Raw genomic sequence first — 17423 nt, forward strand, 5'->3', positions numbered from 1 at the left:
CTCACTCTGGTTTGGTTAAGAGGCGAGACAAGAACATGCATGACTCTATGCGGATTGGTATTACAGTATTAATACTCAAAGATTAGCATTCTGGATCGTGTAAACCGGTGATAATTAAGTATGATTCACCTTATCGTCAGCACGCGTTGTTATATCCCGAGAGCTATTTGTTTGCTGTTGGTGCGTAAAGCAACCACTGCGAAAAAAGGAAGCAATGGTCACCATGCCCTAGATGATTTGAGAAATGAACTGAATAATTAAGCCAACTACGCTTCCATAAGCGAAACCGGCCCAGCCATTTGCCGCTCTGTATCGCCAAAGCGATGCGCCAAAGAAACCACACCATAGCATTGCCGCATAGGTGGATATAAGGCCGCCGCCCATACCGGTATCTGGCAAAAATAGCATGACGACAAAAGTCAGAGCCATAGCGCCACTGAGTAACACCCACATTACGTTTTTATTATCCGCAAATGCGTTGCTTTGTGTATTCATTGAACCATTAGCATCTTGTGACTGCTTAGCGTCTTGCGCTTGCTCGGCACGCAGTGCCGCATTTACGGACCGCATTTTTCGCTCACTGCGCTCGCTTCTTGATTGGGTTTTCTTGACCTGTGAAGGCAACGTTGTTGCAGTGCTATTGGTCATGATTTACCTCATTAACTGGTTTTCAGTAATATTTTTATCCACATCCAAGATAGAGCATGATTGCAAAAACCACTATAAGACTTCGGTCTCACATGGAAAGTAGTGGCCATGGTTTTGGCTTCTATTTAGCACTCAAATTAAACGAATGAGTATAGATAAAACACAGGGGTAATGGTTAAAACTGCAAACAAAAAAAGCCCACCTGCGTTCATAGTTATACAACAGTGAAAGCGGGTGGACCTTTTATAATTTAATACTGCTAGGTATCAGTGATGGTCGCTAGTCTGGCTTTTGAAGCTTACTTCTAGCAAGTTTACGCTATCAGCAAAAGTCAGGGTTTTAATATCCCCCTTGCCTTCTACATTCAATGTATTCACTTGCTTCGGCCACAAATCGCGTAATGCATCGTGGCGAATTTTAATGCCTTCAAGTACCGGCGGTTCAGCGGTTTCTTGATAAACCCAAAAGTGCTTACCTTCAACTTCAAAGCCCACATCAGCAAGCTTTAACGGCTCGCCCGCTGCATTTAAAATTGCGAAGTGATGGGCAACGTAATCAGCAAATTGTTGCTGGGTGTCCACGTCATCCATAATATCCGCATGTTTATCAAACAACGCCTTAACCGCATGTTCAGCATCATGCAAATTAAAGCGGTGCATCACTTCAATATTTTCTGTTCTGGGATTAAACAGTACTGTCGTAATTGCAGCTTTTATTTGATGTGCGTGAGCGACGTTGCTGTATGAAACAGCGCTAACAAATAGTGCAGCCATGATAGCGAATGCACTTACGCTTGCGAGCAGAGCATTAGCGCTCTGCTGCAAACGGGTCAAAGACAACTTACTCGTCATCTTTGTCCTCGTCATCGGTTTTTAGCTCGGTCTTTGAGTCGTGCATAAGGTCGCGGTACTCGTAAGTGTTACGCGGTTTATTTTTATACGCTTCAATACGCGAAGGAATGATACGACGTGGGTAGTGGTTATTTTCCACATCTACGTCTGCTGTTTCCCAGTGCGGATCAACGGTTACGCTTACCAACTCTTTGTCTTTGTCGGTAACAATAAGTTTGCTTACCGCTTTAGGCGTACGACGCCAGATTTCTGCTGGAATACGCATTTCTTCTTTCGTGCCGTCTTCAAAGGTTAGCTCAAGAATAATCGGCATCACCAAACCACCCTTGTTGCTGAAATCTAGCACGTAGTAGTTTTTATCTTCTTTCACCGCACGCTCGAACGCTTTACGCTCCCAAGGCTCAAGATCTTTTAAGAATTTCTTGTACTTGTTACGCTCTTTGTTAGTTACGGTATAGCGGTCGTTTTCGTCGTAGAAGTCACTGATATCTTCGAAGCGGTCTACCCAAAGCTTTTTACCTTCTTCTTTGTTGCGAATATCGGTAAGTGATTTTGGTTTTTCCATTTCCGCTTCGCGTTCGCGAGCAAAGTCAATATCTGGGTCTTCAGTGTCTAAACGCAGCTTGTATACGCTGTCTAGGCTAATGTCTACGTGGTCTGTGGTGTAAAACCAACCGCGCCAGAACCAGTCTAGATCTACGCCTGATGCTTCTTCCATGGTGCGGAAGAAATCAGACGGAGTTGGGCGTTTAAACATCCAACGCTGCGCGTATTCTTTAAACGCGAAGTCGAAAAGCTCGCGGCCAAGAATAGTTTCACGAAGAATGTTAAGTGCTACCGCTGGCTTAGTGTAGGCATTTGGGCCAAGGCGAAGTACTGAATCAGACTGGGTCATAATTGGCACCTGTGTCTGAGACTTCATGTAGCCTGTGATATCACGCGGCTCAACGCCCCATGGAATCGTTGGGTCCCACTCGCGGCCAGCAACGCCGTCTAGGAAGCTGTTAAGGCCTTCATCCATCCATGTCCACTGACGCTCGTCAGAGTTTACCGTCATAGGGAAATAGATATGCCCTACTTCGTGAATAACTACGCCAATAAGGAAGCGTTTTTCAGCAAGGGAATAAGTGCGTGAACCATCGTCACGAAGTTCTGTACGCGGGCCGTTGAAGGTGATCATGGGATATTCCATGCCGCCAACCGGGCCATTTACAGACTGAGCAACAGGGTATGGGTAATCGAAGCTGAAGCGGCTGTAAACATCCATGGTGTGGATGATGGATTCCGTTGAATACTTCTGCCACAGCTCGCCACCTTCTTTCGGGTAGAAAGACATTGCCATAACTAATGGCTGAGTGTCACCACCTTGTTGGTAACCGCGTGCATCCCACGCGAACTTACGTGATGACGCCCATGCAAAGTCACGTACGTTGTCTGCTTTAAAGGTCCAAGTTTTAAGCTTAGTCGTACCCTCTTTTTCGTTTTCAATGGCTTCTTCAGGGGAAACAATGAATACGATGCGGTCAGCGGTCTCGGCCTTTTTCAGACGGTCACGCTGTGTTTTAGTCAGCACATCTTTTGGGTTTTGAAGTACGCCCGTTGAAGATACGATGTGATCCGCAGGTACAGTAATATCTACCTCGTAGTTACCAAATTCTAGCGTGAATTCACCACGGCCAATGAACTCTTTATTGGTCCAAGCTTCGTAGTCAGTGTAGGCAGCTAGGCGTGGGAACCACTGGGCTAGCAAGAAGATGTCGTTGCCACCCTCGCGCTCGTCATCTGGGAAGTGCTCGTAACCTGCACGAGCTGAAACAGCGTCTTCTTCTACAATGTTAAACGCAAAATCGATATCGAACGTAACTTTGCTGCCTGGCTTCAACGGTTGAGCCAAGTCAACACGCATTAAGGTGCCAACTACTGTGTGACGTAAGTCATTGCCCGCTTTGTCTTCAACACGAGAAATGGTATAGCCCAGCTCGTTGTCGTCAACAAACTGCTGACGGCGCAATGCACCCATGCTTAGCTTAGCTGGCGCATCGCCGCTAGCAGCTTGCGTACCCGGCCCACGGTTACCGATACCGCCAAACGTGGTAGTAAGCGCCGACATCGAATCGTCGCGGAATTTGTTTTGGTCAAGCTGGATCCACAAATACTTGAGCGTGTCTGGCGAGTTGTTGTGGTAAGTAATGGTTTCGCTTGCTTCAATACGGCGCTTGTCTTCAAGTAGTTTTACGTCAATATCGTAATCTACTTGCTGTTGCCAGTATTGATGGCCTGGCTCACCTGCCGCGTTGCGGTAAACGTTCGGAGTAGGTAGAACTTCGTCTAGCTGACGGAATTTGTCTTCGAAATCGCCTTTAGTTTGTTTTATAGCGGCGGCACTCGGAAGAGAAATCAGCATAGACAAAACTGGCGCTAGCCAGAAAAAGTGTCGTTTTGCGGTGCTCATGCAGTTTCCTTGCAACTTGTAAGTTAGAATTGTTATAAAATAACGCATTTAAGTATATAAGTATGCACGGCACAATCCAATTTTTTGACCGTAAACTAACCATGTTTTAACGCAAAAAAACTGTAATAGAACGTTTTGTTTCCCGCTTTAACTGTCGTATTCTTAATGCCTTGTTTTCTTTTTTCTTCCCCCCTTTATGAACCGTTTTAGTTGGCAACGTGCCGTTATAAAAGTAGGCAGCGCGCTCATTGCGCCAGAAGGTAATGAATGCAGTGGTCGTTATTTACTGTCTCTCGCTCGGTTTATTACCGCCAGCCGTGAAGCTGGAAAAGACGTTATTCTGGTTTCATCTGGAAGCGTCGCGGCTGGCAGAAGTAAAGTGAAGGTTCGTCACAATGCATCTATTGCAGAGAAACAGGCCATGGCAGCCATAGGTCAGAACTTGATGATGGCAAACTGGCAGCGATTTTTCGATTTCCCCTGCGCGCAAGTATTGCTAACGGCTGATGACTTAAGAGATAGAACGCGCTATGTAAATATCAAAAATACCTTGCGCGAAATTTTGAATCACAATGCGTTACCCATTGTGAATGAAAACGACACCGTAGCGGTGAACGAACTTAAGGTGGGGGATAACGACAACTTGGGTGCCTACACAGCATTGGTAGCCCAAGCTGACACCTTAATTATCTGCTCAGACATCGACGGCTTATTTACCGCAGACCCAAGAAAAGACCCAACTGCGACACTAATTCCTCAGGTAGATAAAATAGACAGTACAATTTATCGTCTTGCAGGTGGTGCTGGCACTTCGGTGGGTACAGGCGGTATGCGTACGAAAATCGAGGCGGCAGAGAAGTGTACCAGTAGCGGTATTCAAACCCTTATTGTAAATGGTAGAAAAGGGGAAACCTTTGACGCGCTGCTTGAAGGTAAAGTACCTGGTACGCTTTTCACTGCAAGTAGTTCACCGGCAAGCGCTCGTCGTTTATGGCTTACCCATACGCTAAAAACAGCGGGACAAATTGAAGTCGATAATGGCGCGAAGCAAGCTTTGGTAGCTAAGGGGGCGTCTTTATTACCTTCCGGCATTATCAATGTGACGGGGCACTTTGAACAAGGTGATGCGGTAGAGGTGATGTGCGAAGGCGTAATCATCGCCAAGGGACTTTGCTTGTATAACGCAAAAGACTTAACCTTTATAAAAGGGAAAAAGTCGAAAGATATCGCCAGTGTGTTAGGTTATGAAACGAGTGATGTCGCTATTCATCGCGACGACATGGTGCTGTATTAACCTGCTTGAATAACGGCGCTTGTGTAGAGTGCCCAGCAGTATGGTTCTGTAACACGCATAAAGTGCCATGAACCTTCAAATCTCAATACCAATGAAACCGCGAAAACGCACAACGCAAAGGGATAATCATGACTGATATTACACCAACACTCGCAGACTACCCTTACAAAGTCACGATAGCTACGCGATGGCAAGACAATGACGCTTACGGACATATCAATAACGTTGTGTATTACGGCTTCTTTGATACCGCAGTAAACCGCTTTTTAATTGAGGAAGGTGGGTTAGATATTCACAACGGGCAAACAGTGGCCTATGTGGTGAGCAGTCAATGTCAGTACATCGCGCCGGCAGCGTATCCAGAGGATATTTTTGTGGGGCTGCGCGTTATAAAAATTGGCAGAAGTTCAGTGACATACGGTTTGTCTGTTTATGCAGGAGACAACAAACGCAGGGTAGCACACGGCCAATTTGTGCATGTGTTTGTGGACCGAAAATCTGACAAAGCTATCCCTATTCCAGTGAGTATTAAAGCCGCCCTCGAATCCATCGTTGAAGTCATGTAGGTAGCGCTGTAATGGTTAAAAAAGTTGTCTTTCTTGATGCCGAAACTATGGATTTGTCTAGCCTCGATACAAGTGCGCTCGACAACCTTAATGCCGATGTTACCCTTTATCATCAGACTCAAATGAAAGATGTGAGTAAGCGTATTCAGAGTGTCGATGCTGTGCTGGTCAATAAGGTCGTGTTACGAGCAGATGATCTCCGGCAGGCGAAACAGCTTCGATATATCGGTGTGACAGCCACCGGCATGAATAATATCGATCATGATTATTGCCAACACGCTGGTATTACCGTGCAAAACGTAGAAGGTTACGGCACCGACAGTGTAGCCCAGCACACGTTAACCTTAGCGCTCAATTTGGCCACAAACTTTGTGGCTTACCAGCAAGATGTGCGCAAGCAGGCGTGGTCCGCTTCATCTCATTTCTGTTTGTTGAACCATCCTGTGATAGAACTTGCGGGTAAGCACGCGGTGATTGTAGGCCACGGCGAGCTTGGTAAGCGTGTAGAAGCATTGTTCAAAGCTATGGGTATGAAAGTGAGTATTGCTGCTCGTCCCGGCAAAAAAGACGATCCTCGGCCTAGCCTAGTTTCTCTTTTACCCCACGCTGACGTGATAAGCCTTCACTGTCCGCTGACGGAAGATACCGATAAACTCATTGATGCCGATATGTTATCGCTAATGAAGCCAACGGCCTTCCTTATTAATACGGCCCGCGGCGGGCTTATTGATGAAGAAGCGCTTTATCATGCGCTTAAAAACAACCATATTGGTGGCGCGGGCCTAGATGTGCTAAGTGTGGAGCCTCCGCCTGTTGATCATATATTGCTTAAAGAGGCGTTACCTAATTTGCTGGTGACGCCACATAATGCGTGGATTGGCAATGGCGCTAGGCAAACGTTGCTCGACAGAGCCATTGCTCATCTAGCCGATTTTTTGGGGTAAAAACGCAGCTATGAATAACGCGACCTTATTTGCATTATGCTGCTTAATTTGGGGTTCGACCTGGATAGCGATCACGTATCAAATAGGGCACACCTCTGAAACTTTTGCTATAGCACTGCGCTATCTTTTGGCGTCGGCCTGTTTAGGAATTTACTGTGTTATTAGGCGTTTGCCGCTTAAGCTGCCGTTACATGTTCATGTGAAAATGGCCGCGGTGGGGCTTTTTCTATACAGTTTAAACTACACCTTGCTGTATATGGCACAGGCACACATTATCAGCGCGCTGTTGGCGTTGATGAGCTCCTGCATTATTTATATTAACGTGGTGCTTCGTCGCTGGTGGTTAAAAGAGCCTATTAGAAAAGAAGTAGTTATTGGCGCAACGTTTGGTCTAGCAGGCATTATATGCTTGTTTGTACCCGAGTTTTCCAAGGTAACGATGGATGCTGCTCTTGCTACTGGTCTTGCCATAGCGTTTGTGAGTTTTTTCTGCGCTTCAACGGGCAATGTCATTTCAGAACGTATTTTGACTTCGGGCACGCCCGTGATCCAAATGAACTTCTATGCAATGAGTTATGCCATGGTGCTGCTCTTTATCACTTCTTTGGCGATGCCTGGTGAGCTAATTATTCCAACCGATACCGCCTTTTATTTATCACTGTTGTACTTAGCGGTCTTTGGCTCAGTATTCGCGTTTGGGGCGTATATGAAGCTTTTAAAACAAATGGGCGCTGACAAGGCTGCCTACGTTGTGCTGGTATACCCTATGGTTGCGCTGGTTATTTCTACCTTTTTTGAAGGCTATACTTGGAGCGTGTTATCTGTGATTGGCGTTATTATTGTACTGGTGGGTAACGCCATTGCTATGGGAAAAGTGCCCCGCTTTATGCGCCGCCCACCGGTGTCGAGCTAGAGCCTGTAAAACAAGGAACCACAGACCTCGATATAACCTTTTATTTGAGCGCGTTGATTTTCTTGTTTAGCTCATAAGCTGGCTCAGTAACAATAGTTTCTAGGGTTTCAATACGCGCCATCAAAGCGGTAATTTGTGCATCTTTCTCTTCTAAACGCTGCTGCTGTTTATCGGTCACGCTTTTGACAAACGGGTTGCTGCACTCGCCGTTCATCCAATCGTTTAACCGCCACTGAAATTTTGCGTCTAGGTAGCTTGCCAAAAGCACAAGCGACGTGATGCTGCCAATTAACAATACTAAACTTAGCGTAGACATAATGTTTTCCTCATCCAAATTTAAAGATTTTTAAAATTTGCTACTACAGTTGGTGAGCTTTTTGGGCTGTAGCATCAAAAAGCGCGTTTATGCATGTTCAGTTTCCACTTCTATTTTAAGTAGTCAGACGCTGTTCAAAAAAATTACAGCGTTTAAGAAAAAGTTTGTAATAAAAACGGGTTTGGGCAGACTGATAGAAGTAACATAATAAAATAACAACAATTTTTGCGATTAGGGATGTAACGTTGGTGCAGGAGTTTGAGGATGTTTTTGCGCGATACGGGGCGTTACTTAGCCGCGTAGCCAACAGCTATGAAGCCAACGAGGCAATGCAGCAAGAATTATTACAAGAGATCGCTATTGCCGTTTGGCAGGGATTGTCTCGCTTTAAAGGCGACAGCAGCGTGAAAACTTATATTTTGAAAATAGCCCACAACCGCGCAGTGACTCACGTAGCAAGCCAAGTGAAGCGCCTAGATACACACCAGTATGACCACGATAACATGGGGTCTGATGGATTTTTGAGTGAGACCAATTCACCAGAAGAAGTGTCCAGTCAACACCAGTCACTTGAGCGCTTACTGCGCGCAGTACGGGCGCTACCTCTGCAGCCACGACAAGTGCTTACCCTCTCTCTTGAGGGTTTAAGTTACGATGAAATTGCAGACGTATGTGGCCTGACTAAAAACCATGTTGGGGTGATATTAAAACGCGCCAAACACAGTATCATGCAGGAGCAACCGCATGCATAATTCAGATAATGAAAAACTGAATATACCCTCAGAAGCCGTTAAAAATGAGCCAAACGATGCATTATCTGCGCTATGGCAAGCTCAACCTGTTACCACTATTAATTTAGATGAAGTAAAAGCCAATCTTAAGAGTGAGAGGATAAAGCAGCGTTGGTATATGGTGGTCGACTCGTTAGCGTTTATCCCAGCAATTTACGTCTTGGTTGATACATGGGAAAAATTCACTTTTGTCGCACATTCAATCTTTATTTTTATGCTACTGGCCGCCCTACCCTTACTGATCTACCAACTATGGCTAAGGCGAGTGGCAGCGTTTTCAAAAGATAGCCAAACCGCTGATCACCTCATGCAGTTAACAAAGCAAATTAAGAATAATGTGAAAATTGCTTTTATTACTAAGCATTCAGCATGGACCGCAGTACTGTTTGGATATGGCTTTCTGTTAGAGCGTTATTTTTACGGAGATCTAACTCAAGAAAAAATAATGAGGATGGTCATCATCATCACGTCAATGAGTACTCTAATGTTGATATGGTATGTGTGGGCACACAAAAGACAGAAGCGCTTTGAACGTCAATTCGAAACGCTGAAAAGTATGGCGCAGCGGCGTTAAACGCTGCTGTAGAAGTGGCACTTTGTGAGAAACAGGTGTTGCAAACAAGGAGATAGTTAAGAGCGTCTAGTTGTCAGACTCTGTGCTCACCGCTTCATTTTGTTCCGCGCTCTCACTCTTTTCGTCAGCTTCACCGTCGTCTTCATCTTTACGGGTTCTATTATCGCCTAAGAAAAACTCATAGTAGAGGTCTAAAGCAAATTCAGACTCGTTCTCAAATGTAGTTTGAATGGCCTCTAAATAAAGACTTGGTAAGAGTTGGTACTGCATCGCTAAGTCTGGAGGCAGCTGTCTGCGCCTTAAGGAGCTATTAGCATCATTATCTCGCAAACCCACATTTACATTGTATTCTACTGATAGTCGTTTATTTATCTGGCCTCTTACCGACAGCAAGTCTTCGTTAGTACTTAAGCTGAAGTCATCAATGCCAAGTGCACTGCCTACTTGCCCCGTTAAGGTTTTGGTGTTTGACAGACCAAACCCTAAAAGTAATGCTGCATAGTTGGGGTCGGATGAACCCGAAGCATTGGGGCCTGAGCCTGTTAATAAGTAAGACAACACACCTTGTTGATCCATCGCGGGTTCAGAAAATAAGTTAATGCTGGGTGAGTCGGCTGCTCCATCTATGCGTATACCTGCAATTACGTCGTCATCGGTTTTAGCTGGGTCGCGAATGGCTTCCACCAGCAACAAAGGTTGGTCGATAGGGCCGTTAAACTGTACCTCACCGGTTTGGATTATTAACTGTTGACCGTAAGCATTGTAGCGGCCATTAATGATCTGTAAGTCACCATAGCCAACTAAAGCTGGCTGCGTATTGACTTTAATTCCACCGAATAAGCTTGCTGTTAACCCAAAGGCTTCAAGCTTTACCTCTTCGGTTTTGTTCTTGTCGATATTCACCATAACCGAGGCGTGAACAATATCTAACGGCTCTTCTCTTTCTGGTTCTCCACGCAAGTGAACGTCTTTTGACGGCGAAACTGCACTTTCAGGCAATGACTCTATTTCAATTCTCGCCCATGGAATATTTACTTCACCTGTTACATCCACTCGCTCTTGGGTAGCGGCAATATCAATATCAGGTGACACTCTTAGTCGCACATTAGGTTGCCTGATTTCGAAGCTATTACCTTTTAGATTGAAGTTAGCGCTGGGCTCGGAAGACCAATCTAGCTCACCGGTTAGTGCACCTTCACCCCCACCTAATACAAAGGTGCCATCTAGCGTGGCGGTTTGGTTATTTAGCGTCACTTTTTGGTTCCAATCTGCCAAAGAAACCGGCGTATCTTGAATATCAATCGCACCGTTTGAAACCGTAAGCTCACCGTTTAACGCAGGGTCGTCAATATATCCACTGAGCGTAATATTGCCGTTGAGCAAACCTGTAAGGGTTCTGATTGCAGGGGAAACTGGCTTAAAAGGCGCTACATTTAGCCCCTCCATCACCAGCTTACCATCAAGGGGGATTCGCTCGTCAAAAGGGCGCGTATTTAGTGAAAGCGTACCATCACCAATATCTTGGCTAGAGATAAGAGACGTGGACTCAAGCTGACCTTGCTTAATATTTCCTTTGGTTTCAATGGAGTTGATGGTGAGCGAAAGAGGCCTCGTTTCCCCTAATTGCCAAGCTGCAGAGGTCATTGAAGCGGTAAAAGTTGCATCGATAGGGTCTTTAGCGGAGTAGCTGCCTTTAGTTTTAACCGTCAGTGTTGCTTCCGACGGACTTGAAACGACGGTAGGCGCTAACTCATTTGCCCATAATCCTAGCGGTAGTGCGGTTGCTGTTACATCCCAGCTGGCTTTATCTTCTTGATAGTTTATGTTTGAAATACACAGTTCGCCTTCCTTCCGCGACGTCCAGCAGTGCTGTCCAATCTTTGCTGTTGTCGGTGCGGTGCCGATATCAACGCTAAATGGGCTTGATAATGTCCACTGCATATTCGCAAGTTTTAACGCCGTATCGCTAATTTCAGCCACCCAATGGTTGTTCGACCATGCACCTTTGAGTGAAAGCGCTATATGATTGTTTGGTACCGCAAGGTCAATGTCGGCCTTGTGGTCGGAATAGGTTCCGTCAATAGTTATGTCGCCATTTAACGGCCCTTGTTGTGCAGCCGAAGCATTGATATTCGGCGATACGGTCACATTTGAAAGGGCTAGCGTGCCGTTTGCGCGTGGGTTTTGCCAAGGGCCCGTCGCCTTTATATTGCCATTAATTGCACCAGAAACGTCGGGGTAAAGGCTATCAATGGCATTTACGTTAATTGCGATATCAGCATTTAAGTGCCGTTTATTAAGTACCTGAGCAATTGCACGAATGGCATTTTTTTCCAGTTCGTCTTCTTGAACAATATTGATATTTGTGACAAACAAATCACTGGGACCTGCATATACTGCATTGCCTTTCACTTTAAGTGGTCTACCTTGCAGGACACCAGAGATATTCAAATCTCTTAAGCTCATGTGCAGGCCGCCGCGCTCGGAGTATTGCAAAATACTGTCGATTGCGCCGTTCAGCTTTTCAGGAGCATAGGTGCTGAACTGTCGACCCGACACATTCTTTAGCGTTGTTTTGCCTTCCCAAGCAATACTTTCATTTAAATACAGGGTGCCTGTATTGGTTAAGCTGCCTTCTAATGCTTTCACGTTGGCTTGGTTAACATAAATATTGTTCTTTTTAAGCACCACATCCACAAACACCGGAACATCCCCAATGTCGGGTAAACTTGCCGCGCCATTGCCTTTTAGCGCATAGTCGCCCATTGTGCCAGTAAGGGTTAGTTGACCCTCTTTCAATGAGGCATTTTCCACTGGGGGTATGGCTTGCTCTGGCCAGTTTGCGGTGAATTCTATGGGCAGATTGCTATCTAACATATTGGCTATTAAATTAGCATTTGCCGTTATCGCTCCTTCGGAAGAGACTGACAGTGTTAAGTTATCTAGCGCACCAGAGGCTGCTAGTTTCACTTTTTGTGGTGTATCATTTACCTTCGTCTTCGCATCTACAACAACATCTAGTGGGTAGTTACCGTCAAGTGTGGCGCTCATCTTTCCCTTCACTTCACCTTGGCTGTGTATCACGGCTATTTCATCAATGGCAACGTTGCTTTCTTTGAAGTGGGTTTCTAGCAGTGATATGAGTGAAATTTGCTGTTGGCTGTCTCCCTGAATGATCTGCAGGTCTTCTACAAGCAGCGTACCTAGCGAAAGCGGAATAGGCGTAGCGATGGTTGGTAGTTCAGGTACCTCGTAATTTAAAGAGTAAGACGTGGGCAATGCGCTATCAGTATTCGCTGCATCTTCTTCTGCTTTTCCGGTTTTGGGAGCAGGGCTTTGAGACGCTGTCTTAGGGGCAGATTGCTGTGTATTGTTGGCAGAAGCAGTTGACGCGCCCCCCTCTGTATCCTTCGCTAATAAAGCTATACGAATGCCCTTAGTGGCTAGGCTATCTAGTACAAGCGCTTTATTTCCTTCAAAATCAACCAGCTCTAACTCGTCAATCTCAATTGTGGTGGTAAGCAAGGCAAGTTTGATATTTGAAAGCGCTAAGTATCCAATATCAATGGGTAACGGCAATTCAAGTTTATCGTTAGGCGATGTTTCGTTTTCGTCTGCGGGTGCGCTTGAACGCTGAGTTAGCGTCGCATTTTCGAGTGTTAATTCATTTAAGCAAACCCTAGGTTCAAATAAACAGCGCCAGGTAATGTCGATAAAGGCGTATTGCGCCTCAACTTTCCACTGAGGGTTCTCCCATTTAAGGTGATGAACTTCAAGGGTATCTGCAAACCCGCCGTCTATTGCGTCTATAGATAAATTATCAACGAACGTATTTGCCAGCAGCTTAACCGTTGGGCCACCTAATGGGCTAATCAGCAGAGCATATATGGCCACTAATAAAAAAACGGGAGAGAGTAAAATAGTAGAGAGCGTACGTTTTCTCATAGCTCAGGCCCTAACATAATATGCACGCGCCAGTCATTTTCTTCTGGTGATCGCCCCCAAGCAACATAAATTCGAACTGCACCTATAGGCGAAAGCCAATGAACGCCAGGCCCTATACCATAAGCAAGAGAGTCACTTATGTCATTTGCAGCCGTTCCCACGTCTAAAAACGCCGCTATTCGCCAATTATCGGCTACGGTATATGCATACTCTATACTCGATGTCATTAGGTATTTGCCGCCGATTGATTCCTTACTAAGCTCGCCAGATTCTGGGTTAATAAGCTCTTCTTTAGGCGATATGTCACGGAATGCAAAACCTCTAACGCTTTGGTCACCTCCCGCGTAAAAGCGCAGCGAGGTAGGAACTTCACTGAAAGAGTTTGTCTTAATTGCCCCAAGTTCTCCGCGTAACGTAATTCTATGTTTGTCACTGTATGTTCGGATGAAGATAGCTTCGACGAGAGCTTTTGCATAATTAATATCTGAGCCATAGCCTTCTCTGCCAACTTGCGCCAACATCTGAATATAGCTCCCGTTGCTGATGTTAAGATCGCTGTCTTTTTCGCGATAAGTTAACGAGTAGCCCGGCAAGACAAGTGAAGTGGTGTTGGTATTAAGCTCACCTTGGTCGTAAGTTTCTCTTAAGTACGTTACAGAGCCATCATGCTGCCATGGTGAATCGTTTTTCTGCCAGTAGCGATGTGCAGATAATGAAAGGGTTTCACTTTCAAAAGAAGTGTTGCTGTACTCAATAAACTGATAACCCGCTTCGATACTGGCGTAATCACGAGTGATATTTTTCATGGGAATGCGATAGTCTGCAGTAACAGACTGCTCGGGCTCTGAGATAAATATATCAGATGAAATTGAGTGCCCTTTACTGTTTACCCATGGGCGCTCCCAGCCAAGGCGAACTCTTGGGCCAGTATCTGTGGCCGCACCAAGGGAGACATTAAAAGAGTCGGTAGGCCTGTGTTGAAGCGATACTTCAACCGGCACAAGTAAGCCATCGGCTTCACTCACCACAGGTCTGGCGATAACCCGATTAAAATATCCCGACTGATTTAAACGACGATTAAAATCAGACAGAATAGCAGACGAGTAAGCGTCTCCTGATTCAAATGGTTTGAGGCGCGCGATAATCGCTTTTGCTTTGTCTTCACCAACAAACTTAAGCTCGCCAAATTGATATTGAGGGCCACTTTGCGCTATCAACAAAACGTTGGCTTGTTTTTCATCACGAACCAAATCCAGTCGAGTAGCTTGCCAGTGGAAGTCAAAATACCCGTTTGAGAGAGCATAATTGAACATGGAGGACTTGAACGACTCATAAATAGTTTGATTGAGTACATCGCCCTCTTTGAGCTTTAGTGAATTAAAGCGATCTCTAAAAGCTTTGTCTTCACGGCCAGCGCCAATTATCTCACGGGTCACTTTGTTGATAGTCAAAGGTGCATTTAACGTAATCTTTACCGAGACCTTGTCATCTTTCTCTATAACGACTTTCGTTTCACTATTGTAATATCCATAGGGTTGAACTGCCGTCGCAACGGTTTCACCCACTTCGTCTTGCCAATAAGGGTCGGTAAGTAGCGCCTTTTCTACATCTAGGTTATTTAGATGAAGCTGAATATTGTTGCGCAGCTTATCGTTTTCTACGCCTTGTATGTTATAGGAAATCGGCTCTTGAGCATAAGCCACCGGCAACATAAAGCACGTGAAAATACACACAAATCCATATACCGAAAAAGAAATAGATTTGTGCATTCCCGTTATAAATTGTCGGAAAGGTTGGTCTTGCAAATTGGCAAGCCTGCTCCAAATTGAAGGCATGAAAAGGCTAAATCCTTAAGGTAACGCTAGGCTAAGACGCATACCGCTAAATGGTAAAGTCCGTGTAATGTACGCGATTAATAGTATCACAATTGCAATTTGTATCCCCAAAGTACGACGAGAGATCAAATAATTACGGTCACATCCAATGCATGAACGTAATGAAGCACGTTTTTTGTACATTCTTCGCTAAATTTGTATACTCGCGTTTTACCTTAGTTCGAAGCTAACCTTTGAACTAAGTTCCAATAAAAATAAAAAACAACAAGGGAATGTTATGTCTTACAAGAAGACGCAGTTATCTATCTCACTTTTTGCCGCCATTTTGCTTGCTTTGCCTTTGTCCTTAATAGGCGCAGAGCCTAGCGAGGGCGAATCTGCATACGAAGCTTTTAGTTCCTTGCCCACATACTGGACGCCGTCACTTTCGCCTGATGGTACAAAAATCGCGTTTGTGCAGAATGTTGAGCAAGAAGAAGCGTTTGCCATGCTTGCGACCTTTGATTTAGAAAAGGGGGAGAAGCATTACTTGCTTCGCTCTGACAATGAGCGAGTTAAAATAAATTGGTACAACTGGGTGAATAATGAACGCCTAGTGGTCAGCGCTCGCTATGAAACCCGACGCGGCACGACAAAAGTGCACGACACTCGCTTACTAAGTATAAAATTCGACGGCGAGGGTGGCGCATTCAATATGGTTGAATGGGAACGAATAAAGCGCCGCGCTGGAAATCCAACTCACATTCCACAGTTCCATGATGACGTTATCGACTGGCTGCCGGATGACCCAGACCATGTATTAATCGCATTAGATGCTGAGGTATTAGGGTTGCCTTCTGTATATAAAGTTAACGTTAATAACGGTAGTGTAAGTCGCATTATTCGCGGAAAAAAGCGCATTAGAGACTGGCTTACAGATCAACAAAGTAACGTACGTATTGGTATTTCACTTGACTATGATACTGGCGAACGTGAAGTTTTCTTAAAAGAGGGAGACGATTGGCGAACCTTATTTGCCTATAACGCCATGACCGAAAAAGGTGAGTACCCTGTGGGCTTTGCGAAAGACCCCAATATACTCTATTTCAAAGGCTATAAAGACGACTATCGCGCATTGTATACGTTAAATCTTAAAACTAATGAGCGAACAGAGGTGTTTGCCGATGACGGGTATGATGTAGACGGTGGCCTTATTTACTCACCTGTTACGCGAGATGCTATCGGTGTGCGACATGACGGCCGTTTTTATTGGGATGAGCGCTATGTTGGCTTACAAAATGGTATTGATAAAGGGCTACCCGATTACGACAATACCTTGGTGAGTTTTAGCGACGATGAGCAGCGATATATCGTTTATTCAGAGTCTGACGTGTTGCCTGGCGTATATTTATTGGGCGATCGAAAAAAAGGTAAACTGGACGTGCTGTTTCAGCAATACAGTCAAATAGATTCTACAAAGTTATCTGAGCATACCCTTATAGAGTACGAGGCGAGGGATGGCGTTAAGATTGAAGCATACTTGACCTTACCAAAAGGCGAAGGCCCATTTCCAACGATCATTCACCCTCATGGCGGTCCGGGTGCACGAGATTTCAGCGGCTTCGACTATTGGACTGCGTACTTCACGTCAAAAGGCTATGCGGTCCTTAGACCAAATTTTAGGGGCTCAAGGGGGTATGGATATAGTTTTGCACAAAGCCAAATGAAAGGCTGGGGATTGGCTATGCAAGACGACATCACGGACGCCGCGAACTGGATGGTAAAACAAGGGCATGCTGAACAAGATAATATGTGTATTGTTGGCGCAAGTTACGGCGGTTATGCGGCGTTGATGGCAACGGTCAAAACCCCCGATTTATTTAAATGCGCCGTAAGTTTTGCAGGTGTAAGCTCACTTAAACATGTCATCATTCACTCTCGCCGCTTCCTCAATAATGAATTTGTTAAAAATCAGATTGGCGATGATTTTGATGATTTGGAAGCGCGCTCGCCCTATTACAATGCGGAAGGCATTAAGACGCCTATTCTACTCGTGCACGGCGAAGAAGATCGCATCGTTCCGCCTCTTCACAGCCGCTACATGGCTGACCAATTAGAAGACTATGACAAAGTCTTTAAGTATGTAGAACTTGAAAGTGGCGATCATCACCTGTCTATCCAACGTAACCGACACCTATTTTTCAAAGAAATGGATATGTTTTTAGATCAGTATTTAAAACCTGTTTCAAAGGACAATGGGGTGAAAGCTGGTGTTACCGTCGAATGATACCCGTTAAACGTGGCAGTATTTGAGA

Annotated in this window: 13 protein-coding genes; 7 read left to right on the forward strand and 6 right to left on the reverse strand. The window is 45.2% G+C overall.

The features are described from left to right. Positions 1-228: 228 nt before the first annotated feature. From C6Y39_RS17050 to C6Y39_RS17060, 3 genes are all read right to left on the reverse strand, one after another. Complete coding sequence (locus tag C6Y39_RS17050; RefSeq protein ID WP_105932427.1) at positions 229-648, reverse strand: hypothetical protein; 420 nt, start codon at positions 646-648, stop codon at positions 229-231. A gap of 266 nt (positions 649-914) precedes the next feature. Continuing rightward, positions 915-1499 carry a DUF6702 family protein gene (locus C6Y39_RS17055; protein WP_105932428.1) on the reverse strand — a complete coding sequence of 195 codons (585 nt, stop codon included), beginning with the start codon at positions 1497-1499 and terminating at the stop codon, positions 915-917. Beyond that, entirely contained in the window at positions 1489-3951 is a 2463-nt protein-coding gene (locus C6Y39_RS17060; RefSeq protein WP_105932429.1) for a M1 family metallopeptidase, read from the reverse strand. The genes C6Y39_RS17055 and C6Y39_RS17060 overlap by 11 nt, the downstream gene beginning before the upstream one ends. 196 nt (positions 3952-4147) lie before the next feature. Here C6Y39_RS17060 and proB point away from each other — a divergent pair, with 196 nt between their 5' ends. The 4 genes from proB to C6Y39_RS17080 all read left to right on the forward strand — a co-directional run bounded on the left by proB (position 4148) and on the right by C6Y39_RS17080 (position 7668). Beyond that, positions 4148-5245 carry a glutamate 5-kinase gene (proB, locus tag C6Y39_RS17065; RefSeq protein WP_105932430.1) on the forward strand — a complete coding sequence of 366 codons (1098 nt, stop codon included), beginning with the start codon at positions 4148-4150 and terminating at the stop codon, positions 5243-5245. A 128-nt stretch (positions 5246-5373) separates the two neighbouring features. Further along, positions 5374-5811 (forward strand): acyl-CoA thioesterase, encoded by a 438-nt coding sequence (locus C6Y39_RS17070; RefSeq protein WP_105932431.1) that lies wholly within the window; start codon positions 5374-5376, stop codon positions 5809-5811. Positions 5812-5822: 11 nt separating this feature from the next. After that, complete coding sequence (locus tag C6Y39_RS17075; RefSeq protein WP_105932432.1) at positions 5823-6755, forward strand: D-2-hydroxyacid dehydrogenase; 933 nt, start codon at positions 5823-5825, stop codon at positions 6753-6755. 10 nt (positions 6756-6765) lie between these two features. After that, positions 6766-7668, forward strand: a complete 903-nt coding sequence (locus C6Y39_RS17080; RefSeq protein WP_105932433.1) for a DMT family transporter — start codon at positions 6766-6768, stop codon at positions 7666-7668. Positions 7669-7708: 40 nt separating this feature from the next. Here C6Y39_RS17080 and C6Y39_RS17085 read toward each other — a convergent pair whose 3' ends face one another. Next, positions 7709-7984 carry a hypothetical protein gene (locus C6Y39_RS17085; RefSeq protein WP_105932434.1) on the reverse strand — a complete coding sequence of 92 codons (276 nt, stop codon included), beginning with the start codon at positions 7982-7984 and terminating at the stop codon, positions 7709-7711. 245 nt (positions 7985-8229) lie between these two features. On the opposite strand from C6Y39_RS17085, the gene C6Y39_RS17090 reads away from it, so the two are divergent. After that, positions 8230-8736: an RNA polymerase sigma factor gene (locus C6Y39_RS17090; RefSeq protein WP_105932435.1), complete on the forward strand. Its 507-nt coding sequence runs from the start codon at positions 8230-8232 to the stop codon at positions 8734-8736. Beyond that, positions 8729-9349 (forward strand): hypothetical protein, encoded by a 621-nt coding sequence (locus C6Y39_RS17095; protein WP_105932436.1) that lies wholly within the window; start codon positions 8729-8731, stop codon positions 9347-9349. The genes C6Y39_RS17090 and C6Y39_RS17095 overlap by 8 nt, the downstream gene beginning before the upstream one ends. A 66-nt stretch (positions 9350-9415) precedes the next feature. Here C6Y39_RS17095 and C6Y39_RS17100 read toward each other — a convergent pair whose 3' ends face one another. Together C6Y39_RS17100 and C6Y39_RS17105 are read right to left on the reverse strand one after the other, a co-directional pair. Continuing rightward, positions 9416-13294, reverse strand: a complete 3879-nt coding sequence (locus tag C6Y39_RS17100; protein WP_105932437.1) for a translocation/assembly module TamB domain-containing protein — start codon at positions 13292-13294, stop codon at positions 9416-9418. Continuing rightward, the gene (locus C6Y39_RS17105) at positions 13291-15129 is read right to left on the reverse strand and encodes an autotransporter assembly complex protein TamA (RefSeq protein ID WP_105932438.1); all 1839 of its coding nucleotides are present in this window, start codon (positions 15127-15129) and stop codon (positions 13291-13293) included. The genes C6Y39_RS17100 and C6Y39_RS17105 overlap by 4 nt, the downstream gene beginning before the upstream one ends. Before the next feature lie 277 nt (positions 15130-15406). Here C6Y39_RS17105 and C6Y39_RS17110 point away from each other — a divergent pair, with 277 nt between their 5' ends. Further along, on the forward strand, positions 15407-17395 hold the full coding sequence (locus C6Y39_RS17110) for an alpha/beta hydrolase family protein (protein WP_105932439.1): 1989 nt from the start codon (positions 15407-15409) through the stop codon (positions 17393-17395). The last annotated feature ends 28 nt before the right edge of the window (positions 17396-17423 follow it).

The sequence above is a fragment of the Alteromonas gracilis genome, assembly GCF_002993325.1.
In the GTDB taxonomy this organism is placed as follows: Bacteria; Pseudomonadota; Gammaproteobacteria; order Enterobacterales; family Alteromonadaceae; genus Alteromonas; species Alteromonas gracilis.

Coding starts and splice junctions, on each gene's coding strand:
- C6Y39_RS17050 (WP_105932427.1), bottom strand. CDS start 648: ATGACCAATAGCACTGCAACAACGTTGCCTTCACAGGTCAAGAAAACC.
- C6Y39_RS17055 (WP_105932428.1), bottom strand. CDS start 1,499: ATGACGAGTAAGTTGTCTTTGACCCGTTTGCAGCAGAGCGCTAATGCT.
- C6Y39_RS17060 (WP_105932429.1), bottom strand. CDS start 3,951: ATGAGCACCGCAAAACGACACTTTTTCTGGCTAGCGCCAGTTTTGTCT.
- proB (WP_105932430.1), top strand. CDS start 4,148: ATGAACCGTTTTAGTTGGCAACGTGCCGTTATAAAAGTAGGCAGCGCG.
- C6Y39_RS17070 (WP_105932431.1), top strand. CDS start 5,374: ATGACTGATATTACACCAACACTCGCAGACTACCCTTACAAAGTCACG.
- C6Y39_RS17075 (WP_105932432.1), top strand. CDS start 5,823: ATGGTTAAAAAAGTTGTCTTTCTTGATGCCGAAACTATGGATTTGTCT.
- C6Y39_RS17080 (WP_105932433.1), top strand. CDS start 6,766: ATGAATAACGCGACCTTATTTGCATTATGCTGCTTAATTTGGGGTTCG.
- C6Y39_RS17085 (WP_105932434.1), bottom strand. CDS start 7,984: ATGTCTACGCTAAGTTTAGTATTGTTAATTGGCAGCATCACGTCGCTT.
- C6Y39_RS17095 (WP_105932436.1), top strand. CDS start 8,729: ATGCATAATTCAGATAATGAAAAACTGAATATACCCTCAGAAGCCGTT.
- C6Y39_RS17100 (WP_105932437.1), bottom strand. CDS start 13,294: ATGAGAAAACGTACGCTCTCTACTATTTTACTCTCTCCCGTTTTTTTA.
- C6Y39_RS17105 (WP_105932438.1), bottom strand. CDS start 15,129: ATGCCTTCAATTTGGAGCAGGCTTGCCAATTTGCAAGACCAACCTTTC.
- C6Y39_RS17110 (WP_105932439.1), top strand. CDS start 15,407: ATGTCTTACAAGAAGACGCAGTTATCTATCTCACTTTTTGCCGCCATT.